At 70.3% G+C, this 25334-nt stretch carries 23 protein-coding genes; 9 read left to right on the plus strand and 14 right to left on the minus strand.

Annotated elements, in window-relative coordinates:
* Positions 1 to 45: 45 nt before the first annotated feature.
* From GGQ91_RS06205 to GGQ91_RS06265, 13 genes are all read right to left on the minus strand, one after another.
* Positions 46 to 189, minus strand: coding sequence for a DUF3096 domain-containing protein (locus GGQ91_RS06205; RefSeq protein WP_075380395.1), 144 nt, complete (start codon positions 187 to 189; stop codon positions 46 to 48).
* Positions 190 to 297: 108 nt separating this feature from the next.
* Positions 298 to 1395: a photosynthetic reaction center cytochrome PufC gene (gene pufC / locus GGQ91_RS06210; protein WP_182591593.1), complete on the minus strand. Its 1098-nt coding sequence runs from the start codon at positions 1393 to 1395 to the stop codon at positions 298 to 300.
* Between the two features lie 10 nt (positions 1396 to 1405).
* Positions 1406 to 2386, minus strand: a complete 981-nt coding sequence (gene pufM / locus GGQ91_RS06215; protein ID WP_043379895.1) for a photosynthetic reaction center subunit M — start codon at positions 2384 to 2386, stop codon at positions 1406 to 1408.
* An 80-nt stretch (positions 2387 to 2466) separates the two neighbouring features.
* A complete protein-coding gene (pufL, locus tag GGQ91_RS06220; protein ID WP_043379897.1) occupies positions 2467 to 3291 on the minus strand; it encodes a photosynthetic reaction center subunit L in 825 nt (274 codons plus the stop codon).
* Between the two features lie 82 nt (positions 3292 to 3373).
* Complete coding sequence (gene pufA, locus GGQ91_RS06225; RefSeq protein ID WP_012319766.1) at positions 3374 to 3565, minus strand: light-harvesting antenna LH1, alpha subunit; 192 nt, start codon at positions 3563 to 3565, stop codon at positions 3374 to 3376.
* A gap of 10 nt (positions 3566 to 3575) precedes the next feature.
* Complete coding sequence (gene pufB / locus GGQ91_RS06230; RefSeq protein WP_043349888.1) at positions 3576 to 3812, minus strand: light-harvesting antenna LH1, beta subunit; 237 nt, start codon at positions 3810 to 3812, stop codon at positions 3576 to 3578.
* A gap of 127 nt (positions 3813 to 3939) precedes the next feature.
* Positions 3940 to 4161, minus strand: a complete 222-nt coding sequence (locus GGQ91_RS06235; protein ID WP_170861823.1) for a hypothetical protein — start codon at positions 4159 to 4161, stop codon at positions 3940 to 3942.
* A 35-nt stretch (positions 4162 to 4196) separates the two neighbouring features.
* A complete protein-coding gene (bchZ, locus tag GGQ91_RS06240) occupies positions 4197 to 5663 on the minus strand; it encodes a chlorophyllide a reductase subunit Z (protein ID WP_182591594.1) in 1467 nt (488 codons plus the stop codon).
* The gene (bchY, locus tag GGQ91_RS06245) at positions 5663 to 7192 is read right to left on the minus strand and encodes a chlorophyllide a reductase subunit Y (RefSeq protein ID WP_043757979.1); all 1530 of its coding nucleotides are present in this window, start codon (positions 7190 to 7192) and stop codon (positions 5663 to 5665) included. The genes bchZ and bchY overlap by 1 nt, the downstream gene beginning before the upstream one ends.
* A 3-nt stretch (positions 7193 to 7195) precedes the next feature.
* On the minus strand, positions 7196 to 8200 hold the full coding sequence (locus GGQ91_RS06250; RefSeq protein WP_182591595.1) for a chlorophyllide a reductase iron protein subunit X: 1005 nt from the start codon (positions 8198 to 8200) through the stop codon (positions 7196 to 7198).
* On the minus strand, positions 8197 to 9135 hold the full coding sequence (gene bchC / locus GGQ91_RS06255) for a chlorophyll synthesis pathway protein BchC (protein WP_043379907.1): 939 nt from the start codon (positions 9133 to 9135) through the stop codon (positions 8197 to 8199). The genes GGQ91_RS06250 and bchC overlap by 4 nt, the downstream gene beginning before the upstream one ends.
* A gap of 94 nt (positions 9136 to 9229) precedes the next feature.
* Complete coding sequence (locus GGQ91_RS06260; protein WP_182591813.1) at positions 9230 to 10366, minus strand: methyltransferase; 1137 nt, start codon at positions 10364 to 10366, stop codon at positions 9230 to 9232.
* A 20-nt stretch (positions 10367 to 10386) separates the two neighbouring features.
* Complete coding sequence (locus tag GGQ91_RS06265) at positions 10387 to 11256, minus strand: polyprenyl synthetase family protein (protein WP_043352586.1); 870 nt, start codon at positions 11254 to 11256, stop codon at positions 10387 to 10389.
* A gap of 109 nt (positions 11257 to 11365) precedes the next feature.
* Between GGQ91_RS06265 and crtD the strand changes: the two genes are divergently transcribed.
* Positions 11366 to 12901 (plus strand): 1-hydroxycarotenoid 3,4-desaturase CrtD, encoded by a 1536-nt coding sequence (crtD, locus tag GGQ91_RS06270; protein WP_182591596.1) that lies wholly within the window; start codon positions 11366 to 11368, stop codon positions 12899 to 12901.
* Complete coding sequence (locus GGQ91_RS06275; protein ID WP_043757989.1) at positions 12898 to 13758, plus strand: carotenoid 1,2-hydratase; 861 nt, start codon at positions 12898 to 12900, stop codon at positions 13756 to 13758. Before crtD ends, GGQ91_RS06275 begins: the two co-directional genes overlap by 4 nt.
* Here GGQ91_RS06275 and GGQ91_RS06280 read toward each other — a convergent pair.
* Positions 13718 to 14971, minus strand: a complete 1254-nt coding sequence (locus tag GGQ91_RS06280) for a glycosyltransferase family 87 protein (RefSeq protein ID WP_244447648.1) — start codon at positions 14969 to 14971, stop codon at positions 13718 to 13720. The two genes, GGQ91_RS06275 and GGQ91_RS06280, sit on opposite strands and share 41 nt — an antisense overlap.
* A gap of 226 nt (positions 14972 to 15197) precedes the next feature.
* On the opposite strand from GGQ91_RS06280, the gene GGQ91_RS06285 reads away from it, so the two are divergent.
* The 7 genes from GGQ91_RS06285 to GGQ91_RS06315 are packed head-to-tail and all read left to right on the plus strand — an operon-like array spanning position 15198 to position 25331.
* Positions 15198 to 16448, plus strand: coding sequence for a glycosyltransferase family protein (locus tag GGQ91_RS06285; protein ID WP_043757995.1), 1251 nt, complete (start codon positions 15198 to 15200; stop codon positions 16446 to 16448).
* Positions 16445 to 17722, plus strand: a complete 1278-nt coding sequence (locus GGQ91_RS06290; RefSeq protein WP_182591597.1) for a glycosyltransferase — start codon at positions 16445 to 16447, stop codon at positions 17720 to 17722. The genes GGQ91_RS06285 and GGQ91_RS06290 overlap by 4 nt, the downstream gene beginning before the upstream one ends.
* Entirely contained in the window at positions 17710 to 19662 is a 1953-nt protein-coding gene (locus GGQ91_RS06295; protein WP_182591598.1) for a glycosyltransferase, read from the plus strand. Before GGQ91_RS06290 ends, GGQ91_RS06295 begins: the two co-directional genes overlap by 13 nt.
* Positions 19659 to 21500, plus strand: a complete 1842-nt coding sequence (locus tag GGQ91_RS06300) for an ABC transporter ATP-binding protein (RefSeq protein ID WP_182591599.1) — start codon at positions 19659 to 19661, stop codon at positions 21498 to 21500. Before GGQ91_RS06295 ends, GGQ91_RS06300 begins: the two co-directional genes overlap by 4 nt.
* A complete protein-coding gene (locus tag GGQ91_RS06305) occupies positions 21500 to 22366 on the plus strand; it encodes a hypothetical protein (protein WP_179696782.1) in 867 nt (288 codons plus the stop codon). The genes GGQ91_RS06300 and GGQ91_RS06305 overlap by 1 nt, the downstream gene beginning before the upstream one ends.
* Complete coding sequence (locus tag GGQ91_RS06310; RefSeq protein WP_182591600.1) at positions 22363 to 24318, plus strand: ABC transporter substrate-binding protein; 1956 nt, start codon at positions 22363 to 22365, stop codon at positions 24316 to 24318. The genes GGQ91_RS06305 and GGQ91_RS06310 overlap by 4 nt, the downstream gene beginning before the upstream one ends.
* Positions 24315 to 25331, plus strand: a complete 1017-nt coding sequence (locus GGQ91_RS06315; RefSeq protein WP_043758002.1) for an ABC transporter permease — start codon at positions 24315 to 24317, stop codon at positions 25329 to 25331. The genes GGQ91_RS06310 and GGQ91_RS06315 overlap by 4 nt, the downstream gene beginning before the upstream one ends.
* Positions 25332 to 25334: the final 3 nt, after the last annotated feature.

A 25334-nucleotide genomic window follows, 5' to 3' on the forward strand; every position in this document is an offset into this window, starting at 1 on the left:
CGACGGTCTGTCAGGCCCCCCGCGTCGCGGTGCGGGCGCTGCCCCTCAATGGAGGATTCCGAGCCCGATCACGCCGACGATGATCAGGTAGATCGCGACGATGTAGTTGAGCAGCCGCGGCATCACCAGGATCAGGATCCCGGCAAGGATCGCGATGAGCGGTTGGAGGTTCGAGATGGTGATGGTCACGGGCGCCTCCTGAGGCCGAGCTTGGCCGCCGGTATCGACGCCTTTACCCAACAGAGGTTCCCCGGAGCTTGAGCGGAGCGGCCGGACGGTCCGGCCGCTCCGGTCCGATCACGGCTTCGGCGTCTCGGTGCCGGGAATCGGGTCCTTCGCCTCGCCCGTGGGCAGGTTCGCCGAAATCGTCGGGTGCGACAGTTCCGGATAGGGCTCGATCACGTTGGCGCCGTTGAGCGGCTTGTTGGCGCCGTTGTGACAGGTGGCGCAGTTGATCTTCGGCACGTCGCCCAGAACTCCGAGGCGATTCCGCGGAAAGACCGAGGTCAGCGGCGTCATGTAGTCCTGGTTCAGATCGCGGACCATGCGGATGCCGTACCAGGCATGGACGCGGTTCGGCGTGCTCGTATCCCACTGCGCCACCGAGCGGGTGTTGTGGCAGAAGGTGCAGTTCACGCCCAGTGACTGCGACATGCTGATCATGATTGCGAAGGTCTTCTCCGCGTCCTGGATCGGCTTGCCCTTCGTCTCGGGCAGCGCCGTGGTGGCGTTGACCCGCACCGCATCCTCGGGCGTGTCCTTGTGCTGGTAGAAGGCCTGATAGACGTCGTAGGGCAGCGACGTGTTGCCGACCTCTGCGGACGCGAGATTCTGGCTGTTGTTGCGCGGGATGAAACGCCCCGTCCCCTGAACCGGGTGGTCGAACCAGATATTCGCCGGCACCGGATTGCCGCGGTGACACGTGTAGCAGGTCACACCCGCCTCGTGGACGTGCTTCTCCTTCCAAGTAGAATTGATGTACTGGGTCATCTGCAGCATGCGCCGGGCGACGCGCTTCTGGTAGAGCTCGTCCGAAGCCATGTTCTCGGTGCTGTGGCAGTACGTGCAGCCCTGCTGGGGTGCGACCCACTCGGTGATCGACACCATCAAGCGGTTGAACTGCTCGGCCGAGAGATCTCCCAGCACTTGCACATTCTGGTAGACCGCCGAAGCCTTGTCGCCCCCTGCCTCAGCCGGGTCGGCCGGCGCCGGCGCGACGTTGGCCGCCGACAGCGCCGCGTTCCCGGCCCGGGTGCGGATCAGGTCCATGCCCGTTCCGCGAAAGCCGGTCTGCTTGTTCGCCATCGGCGGATGGGTCCAGCCCGCGCCGCCGAACATCGCGATGGTGAGGAACAGGGCCAGAGCCCCGCCGATGACCGCCAGAATCGTCTTCATGACGGCCTCCTCACGGCTTCATGCCGGGTGCGAGATGAGCGGGATCCACGATCGGGCCGTAGACCTGCGGATAGGAGGGCGCGACGCCGTGCTTGACCGCCCAGAGGTACCAGTTGTCCACCACGGTCCCGGTGAGCAGGATGCCGATGCCGCCCGTGAGCGTGGTCAGGACCGCGAACCACCAGGCCCAGCGGTGGATCGACTCCATCGTGGCGTTGAAGCCCATGGTCCAGCGCCAGAACAGAGCTGCGCGTTCGGTGGCCGTGCCGCGGTCGACGATCTGATCGATCTCCCGTTCGGCGCCGTAGCGCGAGCAGGCCAGGATCGTGCCGCCATGCATCGCGAACAGCAGCGTCGATCCGTAGAGGAACGTGATCGAGAGCATGTGGAACGGGTTGTAGAACAGGTTCCCGTAGCGGAGCGAGAAGGCCGCGGTCCAATCGAGGTGGGGGAAGATGCCGAAGGGCACGGCTTCCGACCACGATCCCATCAGCACCGGCCGGATGAAGCCGAGGACGAGGTAGAGCCAGATCGCCGACGCGAAGGCCCACGGCACGTGGGTGCCGAGCCCGAGCGCCCGCGCCCGCCGATAGAGGTGGACCCACCAGAGGAGGATCGAGGCCGTCAGGAAGAAGCCGGCGATCAGCCACCAGCCACCCTCGTTGAGGGGTGGAAGGACCTTCAGCCCGTACTTCGGGAGCGGCGGCTCCAGGGCGAGCCACGGCAATTGCCGGACGAACTGGACCGGATCCCAATTCACCGAGGCCCACATGTTGAGCCCGATGATCTCGAAGGCGATCAAGCCGCAGACGATCGAGAGCGCCGCGATATAGCCGATATAGATCGGACCGACTTGGCTGTTGCCGATAAGCCCGAACAGGTAGCTGTTGAACGGCTTGCCGATCCGGTCATCGACCGCCACCGGAACGCCGTGCTCCGGTACCAGCGGGCGCACCTGAACCTGCGTGAAGATGTTCTGGTAATAGGCCATGGCCTGCCCTCCCCCGGAGTGCCGCGCGCTCGACGGCGGCGACCCGCGTTATGTCCTTCGTTCCGATCGCGTCCGGCTTGTCATCGCCACACCGGCAGATTGAGCCACCAGCCCCACCATTGCGGCCAACCCTGCGTCCAGAACGGCCCGCTGATCACGATGCAGACCGCACTCCAGAACCCCGCCGACAGGGCCAGGAACAGGCCGAGGCGGTGAACGCCGAGCGTGCCGATCGAGTAGCCGATCGTGTCGCGGAAGAAGGTGTCCTCGTGCTCCGGCGTCTTCACGACCTCGCCCTTCTTCGGGTTGGTCGCCGACAGGATCAGGCCGCCGTGCATCGCCAGGGCGAGCGTCGTGGTGAAGAAGAACGTCACGGCCAGCATGTGCGCTGGATTGTAGTGGAAGTGCAGATACTGATAGCCGGTGTTGGAAACCCAATCGAGGTGACTGAGGATGCCGTAGGGAAAGCCGTATCCCCAGGCGCCCATCAGGAACGGCCGGACCACCACCAGCGTGAAATACGCGAAGATCGCCATCCCGAAGGCCGCGGGCACGTGGTAGCCGATACCGAGCTTGCGGCAGATCTCGACCTCGCGCAGCGCCCAGGACACGAAGGACCCGAGCGCGCAGAACGTGATGATCTGCCAGAGACCGCCCTCCTTCAGCGGGGCGAGCCTCAGGCCGTAGCTGATATCCGGCGGCGCGATGTTGATCTGCCAGACGTTCCAGGTCGGCCCGATCGCCGCGCCGTAGATGACGAGGGCGGTGCCCAGCACCGTGAAGAACAACCCGACGACCCCGAAGAAGCCGACGAAGAACGGCCCGACCCAGAAGTCGAACAGGTCGCCGCCGAGCAAGGTGCCGCCGCGGACCCTGTATTTGCGCTCGAAGCTCAGCATCGCCATGGCGGCTGCTCCTCAGTCAGGCCGGAGAAAGGGAAGGTTTGGGGTGACCGCGGCCCTCGCGCGCCGCGGTCCGGACCGGCGGTCAGGCCGGCATCTGCGGCAGCGCGAGCGTGATGGTGTTCTCGGCCGCCTTGTTGTTTCTCGGACCGTCAAGCCAGTTGAACCGGTCGGTCGAGAGCAGGATGAAGTGGATCAGCAGCGCCAGGATGAAGAGGAAGGTGAACAGAGCCACCAGCGTGCGCCGCGGATCGAAAAGCAACCAAACCTTGTGCATTCGATCCTCCTCAGCCGATCATCGTGACGAGGGCGTGGGCCGCATCGCGGACGCCGTCGAGAGAGGCGTAGCCCTGCGGTCCGGGAAGCCAGGGGCGCCACAACCAGACGAGGATGTGAGCGACCACGGCAATCGCCGTGAAGATGAGGAAGCTCGTCAGGAAGATCGCATGGAACTCCTTGGCTTCCGGTTCCGTCAGCCCGGACAGGCTGCTCGGTCTTTCTGTTGTGACGGGTCCACTCGCCATCGTTCAGACCTCCGTGTGTTGGCCGCGCCTCTGACGAGGCGCGACGGGTTCAGCCACGATGCCTTGCAGCGGTCGCGGCTCGACTTCCCCCGCGTGACCGGACGGAAGTGTCTCGCTCAGGGGCGTGTCAGCCCATGAAGGCGAAGGGGATCGCCTGAACCGCCATGGCGCGGGCCTCGCCGAAGACCGAGCGCCGCGCCGGTGCCAGGCCAGGACGGGCCGCCTCGCGCGCCGGCCGGAACCGGTTCAGCGCGGCCGCGGCGAGGAAGAACGGGTAGGTCGCCGTCAGGATCAGCCGGAACTGAATGGCTTCCTGATGCTGGCGGCCGGTCGGGACCATCGTTCTCATCGTCAGGTCTCCTCTGGGTGAAACGGAAAGGCGGCTCACGCGGGGATCCCCCCGGCGAGATCGGCCCGGGCCCGCGCCACATGGGCGGGCGCCACGGCGGCGGATTCTGTGTCGCGTGCGGCGCGCTCGGCGGCGTCGCGCAGGCGCTTGGCGGCGGAGATCCGCGCCAGGACCGGCTGGGCCTCCACGAGGCTGTCGAGGGCCTGACGGGCGGCCTCGTCCCAGGGCAGCTCGCGGTGGAGGCGGGCCGGTGTGGCCTCGACCTTGTCCATGTCGCGGGCGAGCGGCAGGATGTGGAAGAGGGTGTCGAACAGGGCGTTGCAGACTTCCTGGACCAGGTAGGTGGCGCCCGCGTAGCCCATGAACGGCGTCCCGGTATGCCGCCGGATGATGGCGCCGGGGAACGAGGCCGGAACATAGGTCGCCCGGGCGCCGCACTCCGCGAGGTACATCCGCTCGTTGAACGACCCGAAGAGAACCAGGGGCGGCTTGGCCGCGATGGCGGCCCGCACGGCGTCGTTGTCGGGCTTCAGCCCGGCGGAGCGGCCGAAGGCGAAATGGCAGGGCAGGCCCATCTCGTCTTCGAGGAAATGACGCACGCCCCGGGCGTAGGTCTCGGTGGCGACGATGCCGAAGCTCGCGGTACCGAAGAAATCCTGGGTCACCGACCGCCAGAGATCCCAGACCGGCTTGATGGTCGTGTGCCGCTCCCGCTCGATGAACGGCTCCGGGTCGAGGCCCAGAATGGCACCCAGCGAGCGCAGGAACTTCGTCGTCGAGAGGATGCCGATCGGCGCCTGCAGGTAGGGCCGCTCCAAGTCTTCGCAGAGCAGGCGGCCGAATTCCCGGTACAGACAGATGTTGGCGTCGGCGTTGACCAGCTTGGGCACGTCCGCGAGGTGCGAGCCCAGCGGGAAGGTCAGGTTCACCTCGGCGCCGATCCCCTCCACCAGCCGCCGGATCTCGGCGAGGTCGGAGGGCATGTTGAAGGTGCCGTAGGCCGGACCGATGAGGTTGACCCGCGGCCGCTCGCCGGTCTTGCGCTCCGGCCGGGCCGGGATGCCCTTCTTGGCGAACTTCTTCGCCCCGTATTCCTGCCACAGCCAGCGCATCGCCCGGTCGGCGGCCTGCCACTGGTCCTCGTCGATGGTCCGGGGCAGGAAGCGCTGGAGGCCGGTGCCCTCGGGGGTGACGCCGCCGCCGATCATCTCGGCGATGGAGCCGGTGACGACCACGCTGGGCTGGCCGGGATCGAGGGTCGCGTGGGCGCGCTTCATGGCGCCCTCGGTGCCGTGCCGTCCGAGCTCTTCCTCGGCGAGGCCCGTGACCACGATCGGCAATTCATGGGGCGGCAGCGCATCGGTGTAGTGCAGCACCGACGTCACCGGCAGGTTCTCGCAGCCCACGGGGCCGTCGATGACGACCTGCAGGCCCTTGATCGCCGTGAAGACGTAGACCGCGCCCCAGTATCCGCCGGCCCTGTCGTGATCGAGGATCAGCATTATGCCATCTCCCCGATCGGCTTCTTCGGGCCCTCGATCTTCGGGCCCTGCCGCCGCTGCGGCACCTCCTGCCAGACCCCCGCGGCGTAGCCGGTGCCGACGCCCTCGAAGAAGTCGCGCATGGCATCGAACCGCGCCTTGTTGCCGAGCGCGGCGTTGATCACCGTGGCGAGCGACCCGGCGCCGGCCGCGCCCATCAGCGGGCGGGCCGAGATCAGGTTGGTGAAGTAGAGGGCGGGCGTGCCGCGCTCCTTGGCCCGCTGCACCACCGGCGTCGTGCCGATGGCGAGGTCGGGCTTGAGCGAATCCAGGGCGTAGAGATCGTCCTCCAGGGAGGCGCGGTACTGAACCTGCGTGCCCCGCGCTTCCAGCCATGCGCGGTCGGACTCGGACCAGGGCGTGCGCGGGCAGGCGGTGCCGACATAGGGGACCTCGGCGCCGCTCTCGACCAGCAGCCGGGCCACCAGCAGCTCCGAGCCCTCGTAGCCCGAGAGGGTGATCCGGCCCTTGATCGGCATGGCGGCGAGCGCCCCGCGGATGCCGGGCAGGATCCGGTTCTTGGCCGCCTCGACGGTGGCGCGGGGCACCGCGCAGGCCTCGCCGATCCGGTCGAGCCAGTCGGCGGTTCCGTCGACGCCCACCGGGGCCGAACCGACGATCGGGCGGCCCGCCGCCTCGAATTCGCGGATGGAGGCGGTGTAGAACGGGTGGATCGCCGCCACGGCGGCGCAGTCGAGGGCGGCGTAGAGCTCGCGCCACTCGCGGGTCGGCACCACCGGGCCGGCCGCGAGTCCGAGCGGCTCCAGGAGCGACGCGATCACCACCGGATCGGCCGGGAAGACCTCGCCGAGGAGCGCCACGCTCGGGCGCTCCGAACGGCCGCCCCGGGGCGCCGCCACCGGTCCCTGTTCGGCTTCCGCGCGGGCGACCTTCAGCATGGCGCCGGCGAGCACGTCCTTCGCCTCGGCATGGGTCGGGACGCCGAAGCCCGGCACGTCGATGCCGATCACCCGGACGCCGTCGATCTCCTTCGGCAGAAGGCGCAGCGGGACGCCGGAGGCCGTGGGCACGCAGAGATTGATGACGACGACGGCATCGTAATCCTCGGGCTTCGCCGTGGCGTAGACCGCCTCGCGGATATCCTCGAACAGCTTGCCGGTGACCAGGGTCTCGGAATTGAACGGCACGTAGCCGACGCTGCGCCGGGCCCCGTAGAAGTGCGAGGTGAAGGTCAGGCCGTAGACGCAGCAGGCCGAGCCCGAGAGGATCGTGGCGGTCCGGCGCATGCGCAGCCCGACCCGGAGCGAGCCGAAGGCGGGGCACATGCTCTGGGGCTGGTCGTGCGGACCCTGCGGATAGTCGCTGCGGAGTTGTGCCAGGGTGTCCGACAGGCCGGCGGCCTCGGCGGCCGCCCGCATTGCGTCCTTGCCGGCGTGGCAGCCGAGCCCGTCGCCCTCGGTGGCGGCGCGATCGATGGTGGGCGCCGCCTGGCGGGCCCGCAGATCGGCGATGTCGAGGGAGACGGCCATCGCTCAGACCTCGTCGTAGACGACTTCGAGGGACGGCTTGGACACGCGGGCGACGCCGCACATGTCCTCGTGGGTCGCAGGCACCAGCACCACGTCGCGGCCGGTGACGTCGCTGGAGAACAGGCCGAGCAGCCCATCCTGTGTCAGCGGGGTCGGCCGGTGCGGCGCGGCGTCGGCGACGTTGGCGGCCAGATCCGAGAACAGGCTGCCCCAGCGGCTCTCCGGCCGGCCGATGATCTCGTAATTCGCGCTCTTGCGGCGGATATCGTCGTCGGCCGGGATCGAGGCGAGGACCGGGATGCCGGCGGCATCCGCGAAGGCCTGCGCCTCGCCGGTGCCGTCATCCTTGTTGATCACGAGGCCGCCGACGCCGACATTGCCGCCGAGCTTGCGGAAATACTCCACCGCCGAGCAGACGTTGTTGGCGACGTAGAGCGATTGCAGGTCGTTCGAGCCGACGACGATGACCTTCTGGCACATGTCCCGGGCGATCGGCAGGCCGAAGCCGCCGCAGACCACGTCGCCCAGGAAGTCGAGCAGGACGAAGTCGAAGCCCCATTCGTGGAAGCCGAGCTTCTCGAGGAGCTCGAAGCCGTGGATGATGCCGCGGCCGCCGCAGCCGCGCCCGACCTCCGGGCCGCCGAGTTCCATGGCGTAGACGCCGTCGCGCTTGAAGCAGACGTCGCCGATGGCGACCGCCTCGCCGGCCAGCTTCTTCTTGGTCGAGGTCTCGATGATGGTCGGGCAGGCCTTGCCGCCGAACAGCAGCGAGGTGGTATCGCTCTTCGGATCGCAACCGATGAGCAGGACCTTCTTGCCCTGCTGGGCCATCATGTAGCTGAGATTGGCGAGCGTGAACGACTTGCCGATGCCGCCCTTGCCGTAGATCGCGATGATCTGGGTCTCTTTCTTGGCCTGGCTCGTCGCGACGGGATCCGGTTCGACCGCGGCCTCGGCGCGGAGCTGCGCGGCTTGGGACAGGGCGGCCTTGTTGAGCTGAACGTTCACGCGGCGTCCCTCCAATCGAGGATCATCTTCAGGCAGGCCGGATCCGCGAATGCGGTGCGGTAGGCGTCCTGGGCTCGACCCGCGGGAAGACGGTGGGTGATCAGTCCGTCGAGAGACAGGCGTCCGCCTTCGATCAGCTTCGTCACCGCCGCGGTGTCCTCAGGACGGAACTCGGCGGAGATCCGGATGCGCGCCTCGCGCATGAAGGCGGGCGGGAAGGCGAAGCTCAGGGGAGCCTCGTAAAAGCCGGCCAGGACGATCTCGCCGCCGGGCGCCAGCCGGGCGATCAGATCGTCGAGGCCGGCGGCGTTGCCGCTGACGTCGGTGATCGTGGCGTAGTCGCGGCGCGGGTCGGCGTCGGGCGCCACGACCGCGTAGCCATGGTCTCCCGTGGCCCGGGCCGGATCCGTCTCCCAGACCGTCGGCTCCGCGCCGGCCGCCAGGGTCAGGCGGGCGAGCAGCCGTCCGAGGACGCCGTGCCCGACGATGAGCGGGGTCGCCCCGGGCCGGATTCCGCCGAGGGCGCGATAGGCCGTCGCCGCCAGGGCCAGGAGGCAGGCCCGGTCGCCCAGCGACGCGTCCACCGGCACGAGCCGGGCGGCCGGCGCCACCAAATGAGAGGCCGCGCCGCCGAACAGGCCGCGGACGGAACCGAAGCAGCGTGCCCCTGGAACGTAGACGGTCTGGCCGACCCGAACCGAGGTATCGGCGCCGGCCTCAATGACGGTCCCGACGGATTCGTAGCCGGGTACGAGCGGATATCCCATCCCGGGAAAGGGCGGCATGCGGCCCGACCAGAGCAGGCGCTCGGTGCCGGTGCTGATCCCGCTCCAGGAAATGGCCACCACGGCATCGGCATCGCCGGGCGGCGTCAGAGCCAAGCGCTGAACCGAAAGGTGCTCCGGGTTTTCCAGAATGACGGCCAGAGCGTCCATGGCTGGAATCGTCCACCCTTTGCCTTGCGACTCTCTCTGATGCGAAGCCGCTAAGTGTCATCCTAGATAGACACAGGCCAGCGTCAAGTGACACTTACTTGAGACGGCCTGTTTTTTGGGCTTTCAGAACTCGGGTGAGCAGCGGGCGTCGGGTCGGATGTTCATGCGTCACGGCGAATCCTGCCGTCCGGAGCATCGCGCGGAGCTCCTCCGCACGGCGCGGGCGCCCGGATCCCATCGCCAGGAGATAGAAGCCGAAATAGGCGTCCCCGACCGGTTCCGCGCCCGGCGTTCCGGCCATGGGTTCCGCGAGCAGAAGCGTTCCGCCCGGCGGCAGAGCCGCGTGGGCCGCTCGGAGCAACGCCAGGGCGGGCTCGTCGTCGTGGTCGTGGACGATCCGAACGAGGGAGATCGTGTCGGCGCCGGTCGGCAGGCCCCCGTGGAAATCGCCGCCGCGGCAGGCGATCCGGCCTTCGAGGCCGGCCTGGGCCAAGCGGCTGGCGGCGCGCTCGGCCACGGCGGGGAGATCGAACAGGGTCAGGCGCGGCGTCGCGTGCCGTCCTGCCACCGCTTGCAGGAAGGCGCCCTCCCCGCCTCCGACATCCATCAGGTGCCGGACCCCTGACAGGTCGCAGGCATCGAGCACGTCCTCCGCGATCAGCGCCTGCGAGGCGCCCATCAGGCCGCTGTAGGGGGCCACCGTCTGCGCATCGCCCGAGAGGCCGGAGGCATAGGGCCAGTAGCGCGCGAGTCCGGTCGGCGGGGCCTGGCCGCGAAGCAGGGCCACCGGATCTGCAAGGTCTGCGTAGAGCAGCGCGTGATGCTCGATCATCGCGGCGATCCCAGGATTGCCGACGAGAGCGGCGCCGAGATCGGCCAGCCCGAACCGCTCACCCGACAGGGCGCGGACAAGCCCGAGGGATTCCGCGGCCCGAAGAAGGCGCTGGGTGTTGTCCGGCGGCAGGTCGAGCCGGCGAGCGAGGGCTTCGATCGTCAGGGGGCCTTCGGCCAGGATCGCGAACAGGTCGAGGCGGACGCAGGCAGTCAGAACCTGCGCGTAGACGAAGCCCGCGCAGAGATCGAAGAGGGCGCGCGTGTTCCGGCGGGCGATGCCCCGCGTGAGGGGGAAGCCCGCCGCCCAGCGCTGGAAGCGGGGGCTCGCGACCAGGCGGCTGCGCCAGGCGTTCCATCGATCCGTCCAGGCGGACGGGACGGACGCCGCCGCACCGATGCCGGAGAGCGATCGGCCGGTCAGGCCGTCACCGCCCGCAGGCTCGCGGGCAGGAACAGCCGCGCCTGCGCCTCGATCTCGGCGGTCAGCGCGGCCATGCCCGGGCAGGCCGGAATCGCCGCCACGGCCTCGCGCGTCAGTCTCGACAGCCGATCCAGCGCGCCGCCGGTGCCCAGAAGCGCCGCAGCGTTGGGCCGCCCCAGAGTTGCGTCGCGCCCGGCAGGCTTGCCGATCTCCTCCTGGCGGCAGGCGACGTCACGCAGGTCGTCGGCGACCTGATAGGCCTCGCCGAGGCACTCGCCGAGGCGGCGCCAGGGCTCCGAATCCGCTCCCGCCGCGGCGGCGCCGGCGACGGTGGCGGCGGCGAACAGGGCCCCGGTCTTCGCCTGCTGGTAGTCGCTGAGGCTGATATGGGCCTCCGATTCCCAGGCTTGCCCTGCGGCGATGCCCGACGGCGACCCGGCGGCGCGACCGAGGAGGCCCACGAGCCGTCCCAGGCGCGCGGGATGGGAGCCGGCGGACCGGGCCAGTGTCTCGAAGGCAAGGACGATCAGGGCGTCGCCGGTCAGGACGGCGATGGGCTCGCCGAAAGCGACATGGACGGAGGGCTTCTGCCGCCGCATCGGCGCATCGTCGAAGCACGGCAGGTCGTCATGGACCAGGGAGGCGCAGTGCAGAAGCTCGATGGCTGCGGCCGCCGCTTCTGAGCCGGCCGGGTCGTCATCACCGCAGGCGCGGGCGACCGACAGGCACAGCCGCGGCCGGATCCGATGCCCGCCCGGGAACACCGCGTAACGGAGCGCCTCCGCCAGAAGGGGCGGCGCGCCCGGCGCCTCCGCGTGAGCAACGGCGCGATCCAGCGCCATCTCGATCCGCCGACCGGACTCCATCGCGTTGCCTCCCGTGTTGTGTGCGGTTGTCAGCAACAAGTGTCATTTCTTATTGACACTTTGGCGCCGGCAGATCAATCCCGTTTCCGGGGGAGAAGGTGGAGCGACCGTGGCGCAGGAGCGCGTCGTCGTGATCGGAGCGGGGATCGGTGGTCTCGCCGCGGCCGTGCGGCTCGCTCATGCCGGATTCCACACTACGGTCCTCGAGCGGGCGCAGCAGCCCGGCGGAAAGATGCGCGCCATCCCCGTCGGAGACCGCGCCATCGAGGCCGGCCCGACCGTCTTCACGATGCGCTGGGTCTTCGAGGAGCTGTTCGCGGAATGCGGTGCAGAGCTCGGGGACCGGATCTCCCTGGCGCCGGCTCGGCTCCTCGCCCGGCATGCCTGGAGCCGGGACGAGCGCCTCGACCTGTTCGCCGACATCGAGGCGTCCGCCGACGCCGTCGCGGCCTTCGCGGGACGGCGTGAGGCGGACGGCTATCGGCGCTTCTGCGCCCGCTCGGCGGAGGTCTACCGCACTCTCGAAGGGCCGTTCATCCGCGAGGGCCGGACCGGCCCCGCCGGCCTCGCGCAAAGGGTCGGCCTGTCGGGCCTCGGCGACCTCTGGCGGATCCAGCCCTTCACCACGCTCCAGTCTGCGCTGGGCAGCTACTTCCGCGATCCCCGGCTGCTCCAGCTGTTCGGACGCTACGCCACCTATTGCGGCGCCTCGCCCTACACCGCGCCGGCGACGCTGATGCTCGTCGCCCATGTCGAGCAGGCCGGAATCTGGACCGTTTCGGGCGGCCTCAGCGGCCTCGCGCGGGCCGTGGCCGATCTCGCCGAGGAGCGGGGCGCGGCCTTCCGCTACGCTGCGGAGGCCGAGCGGATCCTCACCGCGGGCGGTCGGGTCGTCGGCGTGCGCCTGGCCGACGGCACGACGGTTCCGGCCGACCGCGTCGTCTGCAATGCCGATTGCGCCGCCCTCGGCGCGGGCCTGTTCGGACCGGACGCCGCCGTCGCCGGCGAGCGGCTCGCGCCCGGCGAGCGCTCGCTGTCCGCCGTCACATTCTGCGCGGAGGCGGTGCCTTCCGGCTTCCCGCTGGCGCACCACACGGTCTTCTTCTCCCGCGATTACCGGGCCGAGTTCGACACGATCCTGCGAGACCGTCGCCTGCCCGACGATCCCACGGTCTACGTCTGTGCCCAGGACCGGGACGCGGCGGGGACCGCGCCGCAGGGGCCCGAGCGCCTGCTCATGCTCGTCAACGCACCGGCGGATGGCCGGGAGCGACCGCTCACGCCGTCGGAGACCCAGAGATGCGAGACGACCCTGATCCGCCGGTTGGAGGCCTGCGGGCTCACCCTGACCTTCGCGTCGTCGGCGGTGACCACGACGCCACGGGATTTCGACGCCCTCTTTCCCGGGACGGGCGGAGCGCTCTACGGGCGGGCGGCGCAGGGATGGGCGACGACCTTCAAGCGCGCGGGCGCCCGGACGGCGCTGCCGGGCCTCTATCTGGCGGGGGGCTCGATCCATCCCGGCCCGGGCGTGCCGATGGCCGCGCAATCGGGTCGGCTGGCAGCGGCGGCGATCCTGGAGGACCGCGATTCGATGGCCCGGTCGCGCGGGGCGGCTACGCGTGGTGGTACGTCGATGCGGTGAGCGACGATGGCCGTCACGGCCTCACGATCATCGCGTTCATCGGAAGCGTGTTCTCGCCCTACTACGCGTGGAGCGCCGAGAAGGACCCCTTCGCCCATTGCGCCATGAATGTGGTCCTCTACGGCGATCGCGGCCGCTTCGCGATGACCGAGCGGCGCGCCGCCAGCCTGTCGCGCGGCCCCGATCACATCGCCATCGGCCCGAGCGCGATGCACTGGGATGGCACGGCGCTGACCGTTCGCATCGACGAGCGCGGGGCGCCGCTGCCCCATCGACTCCGCGGCACCGTCCGTCTCGAGCCGCGCGGTTTCACGGCGGGCCCGTTCCATCTCGACAGGGCGGGCCGCCACCGCTGGTGGCCGATGGCGCCGTCCTCCCGGGTCGAGGTGGATTTCGACCAGCCGGATCTGCGCTGGAGTGGCGGAGGCTACTTCGACACGAATGACGGCGACGAACCGCTGGAGGCCGCCTTCTCCCGGTGGACGTGGTGCCGGGCGGACCTGCCGGACGGCGCCGCGATCCTGTACGACGTCCACCATCGCGACGGCGGCGGACAGAATCTGTCGCTCCGGTTCTCCGCCGACGGCAGCCGCCGCGAGATACGGCCGCCGCCCGCGGCGTCGCTGCCGGCGACCGGGTTCTGGCGGATGCCGCGCGAGACCCGCAGCGATGACGGGCGGTCGCGGGTGCTCGCGACCTACGAGGACACGCCGTTCTACGCCCGCTCGCTCCTCGCCTCGACGCTGGGCGGCGAGCCGGTGCGGGCCATGCACGAGAGCCTGTCGCTCGACCGGTTCCGCAACCCGCTGGTGCGGCTCATGCTGCCCTTCCGGATTCCCCGGCCGCTGGCCCCGTGAGGGCCTGGATGTCGACGCCGCCCCTCCCGGTTCGGTGCCGACCTTCGAAGACCGTCCAGGGCCGGATGCGGTGGGCAATGCAGGCGAGCGTTGCGACGCTCAGCACGAATCCGAGGGGAAAGCCGGTCAGCCCCGCCACCTCCCGCGTGACCGCGAAGAGCGGCGCACAGCAGATCAGGACGCGTTCGTGCGGTCGCAATCCGCCCGCCCGGTGCGCGGCGAGGGCCAGCAGGAGCGTGGCCGGGACGACGGGCGCCAGATCGTAGACCGGCAGATACGGCGACAGCATCGGCGCTGCGGCGACGAGCGCCGCCGCGCGCAGCGCCGCGTCGGTGGGGCGGCACCAGGCGCGGCAGGCCACCCCGAGGGCCAGTGCGGCGACGAGCACCTGCGCGATCCAGGCTGTGGCCATCGCGCCGCCGACCAAGCGCACGGCCCCGAACGCGCTGGCATTGAGGTCGAGGCCCGCGGCGGCGTTCTGCAGGATGATCCGATTCGTGTCTCCGAGCGTGCCGAAGAAGCCGCTCCAGGGCGCCGTGCCGAAGAGGGCCAGCGATGCGAGGCAGAGGACCAGCACCGTGGCGAGGCAGGCCGCCAGACAATCCCGCCGCCCGGTCGCCAGCAGGAGCACGGGCGCCAGCGCCGCGAAATGCGGCTTGTAGGCCAGCAGGCCGAAGCAGAGCCCGGCCAGCCAGGGGCGCCGGTCCACGAGCACCGCGCCGAGGGTCAGAAGCGACGCCGTGAACAGAGCGTTCTGGCCGTAGGCGAGGTTGCTCAGGACCAAGGGATGCGCGAGCGCGACGAAAGCCACATCCATCCGGCCGGCTGCCACGCGCATCGTCAGCGCGAACAGGGCGACCGAGAGTGCAATCCAGAGCAGATAGGCCGGCTGCGGTTCCATGAGCGCCATGGCGGCCGCCGGCAGGAGGAACACCGGCGGGTAGTGCCAGGCGAAGCGGCAATCCTGCCCGAAGGCGGCCTTCATGTTCGCCAGATGCACCGGCAGATCGTAGGGCTCGCCGCCCCGGCCCTCCAGAGCGGAACGGCCCGCCGTCCAGACCTGAGCGAAATCGTTTCCGAGCGGATCGCCGTACCAGTTCCGCCGCGGCTCCGGGCCGGTCCCGTAGACCAGCAGGACCAGGGCGAGGCCGAACGGGACCAGCACACGGGCCGCGCGCATGGCAAAGGCGGACAGTCGGGCGTCGCTGCTCACGAGATCCGCGAGGTCGGCCCATAAGGCAGGCAAACGTGCGGTCGCGGGGCCCGGCGCGCGGGACTGGGGAGGCGCAGGCATCGGGCGATTTCGGTATCCGGACTTGGCGGAAGCTTAGGTTCCCGCGGTTTGAAGCCCGTTAACAGCGCTGTTTGCGGCCCGGCCCGGCTTGTGCGAGAGGGCGGCGGCTGCGATCCTTGCGCCGTCAACCGGGGCGGTCACCTTGATGCGACTGGACGAGGCGTCTTCGGCCCCGCGCGTCCTGATTTACAGCCACGACACCTTCGGGCTGGGGCATCTGCGCCGCTCGCGGGCGATCGCCAACGCGATCGTGGCGTGCAACCGCGGCGCTCAAGCGATGATCGTCTCGGGCTCGCCGGTGGTTGATCGCTTCGCCTTTGCGCCGGGCGTCCGGACCGTCCGGCTGCCGCCGGTGACCAAGTTCGCGGATGGCAATTATGCCAGCCTCGACGCGGCGACCCCCCTCGCCCGCACGGTCGAGCAGCGGTCGGCGATCATCGCCCAGGCCTGCGGAACCTTCCGCCCCGACCTGATCATCGTCGACAAGGAACCGGCTGGCTTCCACGGCGAGTTGCTGCCGGTGCTGGAAGGCGCCGCCGACCGCGACATCCGCCTGGTCCTCGGACTGCGCGACGTCCTCGACGACGCCGATCGTCTCGTGCCCGAATGGGAGCGCAAGGGGGCGATCGAGACGATGGTGCAGTTCTACGACGAGATCTGGGTCTATGGGCTGAGCCGCATCCATCAGCCCCTCGCGGCGCTGCCGATGGATCCCGAGATCGCCGCGCGCATCGACGCGCGCCTGATCTATACCGGCTATCTGCGCCGGGACCTCCCGGAGCGCCGCGCCGACCGCGAGGAGCCGGCCATCGCCGACGGCCCGTTCATTCTGGTCACGCCGGGCGGCGGCGGCGATGGTGCCGCCCTGATCGACTGGGTGATCGCCGCCTACGAGGCCGATCCGGCGATCCCTTTGCCCGCCCTGATTGCCTTCGGTCCCTTCCTCGATACCGCCACCCGCGACGGTTTCGCGGCGCGCATCCGCGCGCTCGGCGGAAAGATCGCCGCGATCACCTTCGACAGCGAGATCGAGTTCCTGTTGCGCAAGGCCGCCGGCATCGTCGCCATGGGGGGCTACAACACCTTCTGCGAGATTCTGTCCTTCGACCGTCGCGCAATCCTCGTGCCCCGGACCGAGCCGCGGCGGGAGCAGGCGATCCGGGCGCTCGCGGCCGAGCGGCTTGGCCTCGCGCGGGTCCTGATGGAGGCCGAGGGCCGGACGCCCGGGCGCATGGCGGCCGCGCTCCGCGACCTGCCGGAGCAGGATCCGCCGTCGCGGGTGCTGGTGCCGGGTCTGCTCGACGGCCTCGACGCGGTCGCCCGCCGCGTGCGGGCGCTGACGGCGCGCGGCAGCGCGGACGAAGAGGCTCGCCCGTGCCTGCAGGCCTATTCGTGAGCGCCAAACGGGTCGCCGTGGTGCTGAAGGGCTATCCGCGGCTCTCCGAGACCTTCATCGCGCAGGAGCTGCTCGCCTTGGAGCGGCGCGGTCTGTCCCTGGAGATCTGGTCCCTGCGCCGCCCGACCGACCGGGCGCGCCATCCGATGCACGGGCAGATCCGAGCCGAGGCCGCCTACCTGCCCGAATATCTGCGCGATGCGCCGCTGCGTGTGCTCCGCGGACTCGGTGCGGCGCTCCGGCGGCGGAACCTCCCGGCGCTTCTCGCGCTGTTCGTCCGCGATTTCCGGCGCGACCCGACGGCGTCGCGGCTGCGCCGCCTCGGGCAGGCCCTGGTCCTCGCCCGGGAACTGCCGGCCGACATCGCCCATATCCATGTGCATTTTCTGCATACGCCGGCCAGCGTCGCCCGCTACGCCGCGCTGCTCACCGCGCGCCGGTGGAGCTTCTCGGCGCATGCCAAGGATATCTGGACGACGCCGGACTGGGAGCTGACCGAGAAGCTACGCGACGCCGCTTGGGGTGTGACCTGTACCCGCGACGGGCTTGCACGTCTGGACGCGCTCGCGCCCGGCCGGACGCTGCTCGCCTACCACGGGCTCGACCTCAGCCGCTTTCCGATCCCGCCGCCGCATGAAACGCGCGACGGCACGGATCCGGCCCGGCCGCTCCGGCTCCTCTGCGTCGGACGGCTCGTCGCCAAGAAGGGACACGACGATCTGATCGACGCCCTGGCCACCCTGCCCGCAGGCCTGCATTGGCAGCTCGACCTGATCGGCGGCGGAGAGCTGCGCGCTGCCCTGGAGGCGCGGGTTGGCACCTGTGGCCTCGCTGAGCGGATCCGCTTCCGGGGCGCCCTGGCGCAGCCTGCGGTGATCGAGGCCATGCGCGCGGCCGACCTGTTCGTCCTGCCGACGAAGCCGGCCCCGGGCGGCGACCGCGACGGATTGCCGAACGTGCTGATGGAGGCGGCAAGCCAAGCGTTGCCGATTCTGGCGACCGCATTCGCCGGCACGCCGGAATTCATCACCGATGGCACGCACGGGGTCCTGGTCCCGCCGGGCGACCCGGCGGTGCTGGCGGCGGCGCTGATCCGTCTCGCCGACGATCCGGGCCTCCGCCGGAGGCTGGGCGAGGCCGCCCGGGCGCGGCTTGTGCGAGACTTCTCCGAGGAGGCCGCGATCGCGCTGATCGCCGGCCGGCTGCGTGCCTCCGCGGGTCTGTCGTCGGACGTGGCCGCACACGAATCGGAGCTGCCCGCGTGCGCGTCCTGATCGCGGTGACGCATCTCTTGGGCGCGGGGCATCTCACCCGCGCCGCCGCCCTCGCCCGCGCCTTCGCGGCGGCCGGTCACGAGACACTGCTGGTCTCAGGGGGCGTTCCGGCGCCGATGGTCCGCCGCGACGGCCTGCGCCTCGTTCAGCTGCCGCCGCTACGGATCGCCGGCACGGAGTTCTCGACGCTGCTGGAGCCCGACGGCCGTCCGGCCGAGTCGGCGCTGCTGGCACGCCGAAGCGCCCTGATGATCGAGACCGTGACGGCCTTCGGACCGGATGCCGTCATCACCGAGCTGTTCCCCTTCGGCCGGCGCGCCCTGGCACACGAGTTCCTGGCTCTGGTGGATGCCGCTCGTGCAGGTCGGCCGCGCCCGCTCGTCCTCGCATCCGTCCGCGACATTCTCGTCGCCTCGACGAAGCCCGCGCGCATCGCCGAGGCGCACGCACGCGTGGCGGACCTCTACGACGCCGTTCTGGTACACGGCGATCCAGCTCTCGTGCCCCTCGATGCCTCCTGGCCCGTCGATGCGGCCACCGCCGCGAAAGTCCGGTACACCGGCTACGTGGACGAGGGCACGGTCGCTCCGCCGGCAATCCGTCGCGCCGGCGTGCTGGTCGCCGCCGGATCCGGGCCGGCCGGGCTGGTTCTGCTCGGCGCTGCCGCCGAGGCGGCCCGGCAGCGGCCGGATCTCGGCTGGCGGATCCTCGCCGGCCACGGCGTGCCCGAGGCGGCGCTGTCCGGGATCGGCCGCGATCTTCCTCCAGGCGTCCTCGGCCGTGCCCGGCCCGACTACCGCGCCCTCCTGGCCGGGGCCGCCGTCTCTGTGAGCCAGTGCGGCTACAACACGGCCATCGATCTCCTCGCCACGGGCACGCCCGCCGTGCTGGTGCCGTTCGAGGCCGGCGTCGAGACCGAGCAACGCCTGCGCGCCGCGTGCCTCGCCGCCCGCGGTCTCGCCCGTGTGCTGCCGGAATCGGAGTTGACGGCCCAAACCCTGGTCCAGGCCGTCGAGGCCCAGGCGGCTGCACCCGTCCCCGGTCCGCACGGCATCGACATCGCCGGCGCCCGGCGCACGGTGGAACTGGTCGAGAGCCTGCACGGCGTCGGTCCGGCGCGGCGCGGATCCGTTCCCCCGACGGATCCGGCCTTCGCGGTCATCGATCGCGCCCTGGATTCCGTGGCCGCCCGCGGCGGGCGTGTTCCGCTGTTCTGGCGCGACGACGATGCGATCGCGGCGAGCCCGGAGCTCGATCGGCTCGTGGGGCTTGCGGAGGCGCACGGCATCCCGCTGCTCCTCGCGGCGATTCCGTCCGGGATCGAGCCGTCGCTCAAACGGCGCCTCGAAACGGCTCCGGGCGTGAGGGTCGCCATTCATGGCCTCGCCCACAGCAACCACGCGCCCCCCGGCGAGAAGCCGGCGGAGTTCGGTGCGCACCGGCCCCTCGATATCCGGATCGCGGAGGCCGCGGCCGGCTTGAGGATCGCCCGCGCGCGGCTGGCGGAGGCCACGGTGCTGCCGGTCTTCGTCCCACCCTGGAACCGCCTCGCGCCGGATCTCGCCGCCGCCCTGCCTGATCTCGGCTATTGCGGCCTCTCGGCCGTACCCGGCCCACCGGTTCCGGGTCTGCGCCGGCTCGACGCCACGCTTGACCCGATCGACTGGCGGGGCACCCGGTCCCTGCGCGATCCGGAGGCGCTGCTGACCGGCGTCGCCGACGCCATCGTCCGTGCGCCGGAGCAGCCGGTCGGTCTGCTGACCCACCATCGCGTCCATGACGACGCCCTCTGGAGCTTCGTCGCGGCGCTGATCGCGCACCTCGTCCGGCACCCGGCGATACAGCTGCTGGATCTTCGCGAGCACTTCGGCGTCGCCGCGATGGACATGGGCCTCAAGGCGTCTAAGTCTCGGGTCTCACAGATCGCGAGGACGGGTTGAGCCCGCTATTGTCCATCCGCGACCTCGCGGTCGCGTTCCGCACGGAGAGCGGCCCGTTCGAGGCGCTGCACGGCCTGTCCCTCGACGTTCACCGCGGCCGGACCCTTGCTCTCGTCGGGGAGTCCGGCTCGGGCAAATCGGTGACCGCCCAGGCGATCCTCCGGATTCTGCCCCCGGCCGCCGCCATCACCCGCGGCCGGATCCTGTTTCGGGATGGCGAAACGGAGACCGACATCGCGCGCCTCCCCGCCGACAGCGAGGCGATGCGGGCGATCCGCGGCCAGCGGATCGCGATGATCTTCCAGGAGCCGATGACCTGCCTGTCTCCGCTCCACACGGTGGGCGATCAGATTGGCGAGGCCCTGCGGATCCATACCGGTGCCGACCGCAAGGAGGCGGATGCCCGAACCGAGGAGGCGCTGGCCCGGGTCGGCTTCCCCGATCCGCACCGCGCCCTGCGGACCTATCCGTTCGAGCTGTCCGGGGGCCTACGCCAGCGGGCCATGATCGCCATGGCGCTCATCCTGAAGCCCGCCCTGCTGGTGGCCGACGAGCCGACCACCGCGCTCGACGTCACAACGCAGGCTCAGATCCTCGCCCTGCTCGCCCGGCTCCAGGAGGAGACCGGGATGGCGATCCTGCTGATCACGCACGATCTCGGCGTGGTGGCCAACATCGCCCACGACGTGGCGGTCCTGTATCGCGGCCGCCTCGTGGAGGCGGGCCCGCGCGACACGGTGATGCGGACGCCGGGCCATGCCTATCTCCGCGCGCTCCTTCACGCGGTGCCCCGCTTCGACATGCAACCCGGCGAGCGCCTGACGCCGATCCGCCCCGCGCGGGCCGAGATACCGCCCGGGCAGAAGCCCGCGCCGCTGCCGGGGCCGCTCCTCCAGGTCGAGGGCGTCAGCAAGAGCTTCACCCTGCGCGCGGGACGGATGTGGCAGAAGCCGCGGACCGTCCATGCGGTCTCGGACGTCTCGCTCAGCCTCGCGGGCGGCCAGACGCTCGGGCTCGTCGGCGAGTCCGGATCGGGCAAAACCACCGTCTCGAAGATGATCATGCGGGCGCTGCGGCCGGATGCCGGGCGGATCCTGTTCGACGACGGTAGCGGCCCCCGGGACGTCCACGCCTTGAGCGGCGATGCGTTGTTCGCCTATCGCCGCACGGTCCAGTTCGTGTTCCAGGACCCCTACGCGTCCCTGGATCCGCGCATGACCGTGCGCCAGATCCTGTCCGAGCCGATGGAGATCCACGGCGTCCCGGCAGGAGAGCGACGGGAGCGCTGTCGTGCCCTGATGGCGATGGTCGGTCTGGAGTCGAGCGGTCTCGGCCGCTACCCGCACGCCTTCTCGGGCGGCCAGCGGCAGCGCATCGGCATCGCCCGGGCCCTCGCCCCGAAGCCGCGGCTGCTGGTGCTCGACGAGCCGGTCTCGGCCCTCGACGTCTCGGTCCAGGCCCAGATCCTGAACCTGCTCAAGGATCTCCAGGCGGCGCTGGGTCTCTCCTACCTCATCGTCTCCCACAATCTGGCAGTGATCGACTACATGGCTGATACCATCAGCGTGATGTGCCGGGGGCGCATCGTCGAAGAGGCGCCCCGCGCCGCCCTGTTCCGCCGGCCGGTGCATCCCTATACGCAGGCGCTGCTCGCGGCCGTGCCGGATCCGAGCCTCGACCATCCGCTCGATTTCGCGGCGGTCGCGGGCGACCAGAACGATCCGATGCGCTGGGAGGAGCCTTTTCGCCTGGCCCCCGACGAGGCCGGGGCGATGCGCGCGGTCGAGAGCGGCCACCGGGTGCGCTTCGGCGCCGCCCACGCGGTCGAGGCCGCGTGATGCAGGCCCGGCCACCCGTGATGCTGGAGCGCCTGCGCCGCAAGGTGCTGTCGCCGCTCTTCGACCGCCTGGGCTACGACCTCGTCCCGGCGGCCCCCGACTGGAGCCACCGGCCGACGTCACCGCGCGAGGTGGCGACGCTGCTCGAATCGGCCGCCGCCATCCTGGAACGGGATCTCGCCGCCGCCGGCCTGGTTCCGGATGGCGACGTCCTCGAACAGGTCCAGGCGTTCTGGGCGCTGATCCCCACCGCGCCCGTCCGCCAGCGCCGGGGCGGGAGCGGCTTCAACGGCGCGTTGCAGCTCTACATCGCGATGCGGGCGCTGAAGCCGGATTTCGTGGTCGAATCCGGCGTGTTCCGCGGCCTCACCACCTGGGTCATCCGGCAGGCCCGCCCGCAGGCACAGATCTTCTGCCACGATCCCGACCTGTCGGGCCTCCAGTACCGCGACCGGCAGGCGCGCTACAGCACCGCCGACTGGTCGAAAGCCGACTGGTCCATACTGGACCCGGCGCGGACGGTGGCGTTCTTCGACGACCACGTCGCCCAGGGGCGGCGGGTCGTCGAGGCGCAGGCCCGGGGCCTGACCCGTCTGCTCTTCGACGACGATGCGGCCGGACACCGGATCCACGCCCATGGCGGACCTGCGCATCCGACCATCGCGATGATCACCGGCCCCGAACGCAGCCCGGAGCCGATCCGCTGGACCCGGAACGGCCGCCACTTCGAGCAGCCGGCCGACGATTCTCTTCTCCGGCAGGCTGCAGACCTGATCGTGCGGTCGCATGCCTTCGATGACCTGCACCGGGCCACGGGCTACTCGCCGGCGCGGCTGACCTCGGTGACGCTTCGGGGCAGCCCATGAGCGCCGGGGATTTCCGGGACGACGCCTTCGCCTCCCTCCCGCACCGCGGCAGACGGGACGGCACGGTCTCCCGCCGCGCCCTCCTCGCCGGCCTGGGCGCCACATTGAGCTGGTCGCGCGCGCCGTCATGGGCCTTCGCAGAGACGCCGCCGACGGATGCGCCCGGTCCGCCGACCAAGCCCGCCGTCGCCGACCTCGCCGCCCATGGCCGCCGTCTCGGGACGGCAGGCGGCACGATCCGGACCCTCATCGCGAAGGCCCGGGATGTCCGCTACCTGTCGGTCTACGGCTATACCCGCTTGGTCGGCTACGATGCCGCGCTGAACCTGCGGCCCGACGTGCTGGAACGTGTCGATGTCGAGGGCGGGCGCTTCACCTTCACGCTCCGCCAGGGCCACCGCTGGTCGGACGGCCATCCGTTCACCACGGAGGATTTCCGCTATTACTGGGAGGACGTCGCCAACGAGAAGGCGCTGAATCCCGATGGGCCGCCGGCCTTCTTCCGGGTCGACGGCAAGCTGCCGCAGGTGGAATTCCTCGACCCGGTCACGGTCCGCTACAGCTGGGACCGGCCGAACCCGATGTTCCTGCCCGCCCTGGCGGCGCCGCGGGACCCGCTGATCTACCGGCCGGCGCACTACCTGAAACCGTATCATGCCCGCTATATCGGCAAGGAGGCGGCCGACGCGAAGGCCAAGGCGCTCAAGCTCCGCAGCTGGGCGGCGCTGCACAACCGCCTCGACGACAATTACGAGCTCAACAATCCGGAGTGTCCGACCCTGCAGGGCTGGGTGCCGCGGACCCGCTCGCCGGCCACCCGGTTCCGCTTCGAGCGCAACCGCAGCTACCACCGGGTCGACACGGCCGGCACGCAACTGCCCTATGTCGACACCATCGTGATGGACGTGGCTTCGCAGGGCCTCCTGGTCGCCAAGACCAACGCCGGCGAGGCCGACCTGATGTTTCGCGGCCTGACGATGCCCGATATCCCGAGCCTCAAGGAGGGTGAGGCGGCCCATCGGTACCGCACCAACCTGTGGCCCGTGGCCCGGGGATCGGAGATCGCCCTCTACCCGAATCTCACCACGACGGATCCGGCTTGGCGGCAGCTCAACCGCGACGTGCGCTACCGGCACGCCCTGTCGCTCGCCATCGATCGCCGGACCCTGAACAACACGCTGCTGTTCGGACTGGGCACCGAGGGGAACGATACGATCCTCTCGGACAGCGCCCTCTTCGAGCCGGAGATGCGGACGCTGAACGCCGCCTACGATCCGGCGCAGGCGGCGAAGCTCCTCGATGAACTCGGTCTGACCGGACGCGACGGCGCGGGCACGCGGCTGCTGCCCGGTGGGCGGCCGCTGGAGATCGTGGTGGAGAGCGACGGCGAGGCCGAGATGGTGCTGGACGCGCTGCTCCTCATCACGGAGTTCTGGCGCGAGGTCGGCATCCGGCTGATCACAAAGCCGCAGGAGCGCACCAACCTGCATCGGCGCTCCATCGGCGGCATGACCATCATGGTAGCCGCCCAGGGGCTCGACCTCGCGGTGCCGACCGCGATCATGCCGCCGACCGAGCTGAGCCCTGCCCAGCCGGAGCACTATTCCTGGCCCCTTTGGAGCATGAACGTCGAGAGCCGCGGCAAGAGCGGCGAGCCCTGCGACGTTCCGGAGGTCCAGCGGCTGCTCGACCTCGACCGCCAGTGGCGCGACACCGACGACGCCGCCAAGCAGGCCGCGATCTGGCGCGAGATGCTGACGAATCACGCGCGCAACACCTGGGTGATCGGCACGGTGGCGGGGGCGCTCCAGCCCGTTGTCGGCGCGGATCGCCTGATCAACCTTCCGAAGCGCGCCCTCTATTCCTGGGAACCCACTGCGATGATCGGCGTGCAGCGCCTCGACGAGCTGTTCTGGGAGACCGGCGCCGACACCCGCGCGGAGGTCCGGTGATCCGTCAGATCCTTCGCCGGATCGTCACCATGGCGGTGACGCTGCTGGTCATTTCGGCGCTCGTCTTCATCATCATCAAGCTGCCGCCCGGCGACTACCTGTCCAACCGGATCATGGAGCTGCGCGCCACCGGCGATGCCAGCTCCGTGGCGAAGGCGGAGTTGCTGATCCAGCAATACGGGCTCGACCGCCCGGTCTGGCAGCAATACCTGATGTGGATCGGGGTGATGCCCGGCTCGGTTGGGTTCTCGGGCCTGCTCCAGGGCGATTGGGGCTGGTCGTTCGAGTACGACAAGCCGGTGGCGGATGTCGTCGGCGACGCCCTGTGGTTGACCCTGCTGATCAATCTGACGGCCGTGGTGTTCGTCCACCTCGTCGCGATCCCGGCGGCGATCTATTCGGCGACACACCGGAACACGGTCGGCGACGCCGTCGTGACCCTGCTGGGCTATGTCGGCCTCGCGGTCCCGGGCTTCCTGCTGGCGCTGATCCTGCTCTTCTACGCCAACCGCTGGTTCGGGCTGTCGATCGGCGGCCTCTACGATTCGGCCCTCACCAACCAGCCCTGGACCTGGGAGAAGGTCCGCTCGCTCCTGGCGCATCTCATCGTGCCGACCCTGGTGATCGGACTCGGCGGTACGGCGGCCATGATCCGGCGGATGCGTGCCAACCTGCTGGACGAACTGGCCAAGCCCTACACGGTCACGGCCCGCGCCAAGGGCCTGCCGCCCCTGCAGGCGTTGCTGAAGTATCCGTTCCGGATGTCGCTGAACCCGTTCGTGGCGGATATCGGCAACCTGCTGCCGCACCTCGTCTCGGGTTCGGTTCTGGTCTCTCTGGTGCTCAGCCTGCCGACCGTCGGGCCGCTGCTCCTCGAAGCCCTGCGCAGTCAGGATCAGTTCATGGCCGGCTTCCTCCTGATGTTCGTCGCGGCCTTGACCCTCGTCGGCATGCTGATCTCGGACCTGATCCTGGTCTGGCTCGATCCGCGCATCCGCATGGGCCTGCGATGAACC

Origin of the sequence: Methylobacterium fujisawaense (assembly GCF_014138435.1) — a bacterium.
GTDB classification, from domain to species: domain Bacteria; phylum Pseudomonadota; class Alphaproteobacteria; order Rhizobiales; family Beijerinckiaceae; genus Methylobacterium; species Methylobacterium fujisawaense.

What these genes read in the sequence shown, in the direction of transcription:
- GGQ91_RS06235 (WP_170861823.1), bottom strand. Translation starts at nt 4,161, where the DNA reads ATGAGAACGATGGTCCCGACCGGCCGCCAGCATCAGGAAGCCATTCAG.
- pufA (WP_012319766.1), bottom strand. Translation starts at nt 3,565, where the DNA reads ATGCACAAGGTTTGGTTGCTTTTCGATCCGCGGCGCACGCTGGTGGCT.
- pufB (WP_043349888.1), bottom strand. Translation starts at nt 3,812, where the DNA reads ATGGCGAGTGGACCCGTCACAACAGAAAGACCGAGCAGCCTGTCCGGG.
- bchC (WP_043379907.1), bottom strand. Translation starts at nt 9,135, where the DNA reads ATGGACGCTCTGGCCGTCATTCTGGAAAACCCGGAGCACCTTTCGGTT.
- bchY (WP_043757979.1), bottom strand. Translation starts at nt 7,192, where the DNA reads ATGGCCGTCTCCCTCGACATCGCCGATCTGCGGGCCCGCCAGGCGGCG.
- bchZ (WP_182591594.1), bottom strand. Translation starts at nt 5,663, where the DNA reads ATGCTGATCCTCGATCACGACAGGGCCGGCGGATACTGGGGCGCGGTC.
- pufL (WP_043379897.1), bottom strand. Translation starts at nt 3,291, where the DNA reads ATGGCGATGCTGAGCTTCGAGCGCAAATACAGGGTCCGCGGCGGCACC.
- GGQ91_RS06305 (WP_179696782.1), top strand. Translation starts at nt 21,500, where the DNA reads ATGCAGGCCCGGCCACCCGTGATGCTGGAGCGCCTGCGCCGCAAGGTG.
- pufM (WP_043379895.1), bottom strand. Translation starts at nt 2,386, where the DNA reads ATGGCCTATTACCAGAACATCTTCACGCAGGTTCAGGTGCGCCCGCTG.
- pufC (WP_182591593.1), bottom strand. Translation starts at nt 1,395, where the DNA reads ATGAAGACGATTCTGGCGGTCATCGGCGGGGCTCTGGCCCTGTTCCTC.
- GGQ91_RS06310 (WP_182591600.1), top strand. Translation starts at nt 22,363, where the DNA reads ATGAGCGCCGGGGATTTCCGGGACGACGCCTTCGCCTCCCTCCCGCAC.
- GGQ91_RS06265 (WP_043352586.1), bottom strand. Translation starts at nt 11,256, where the DNA reads ATGGAGTCCGGTCGGCGGATCGAGATGGCGCTGGATCGCGCCGTTGCT.
- GGQ91_RS06285 (WP_043757995.1), top strand. Translation starts at nt 15,198, where the DNA reads ATGCGACTGGACGAGGCGTCTTCGGCCCCGCGCGTCCTGATTTACAGC.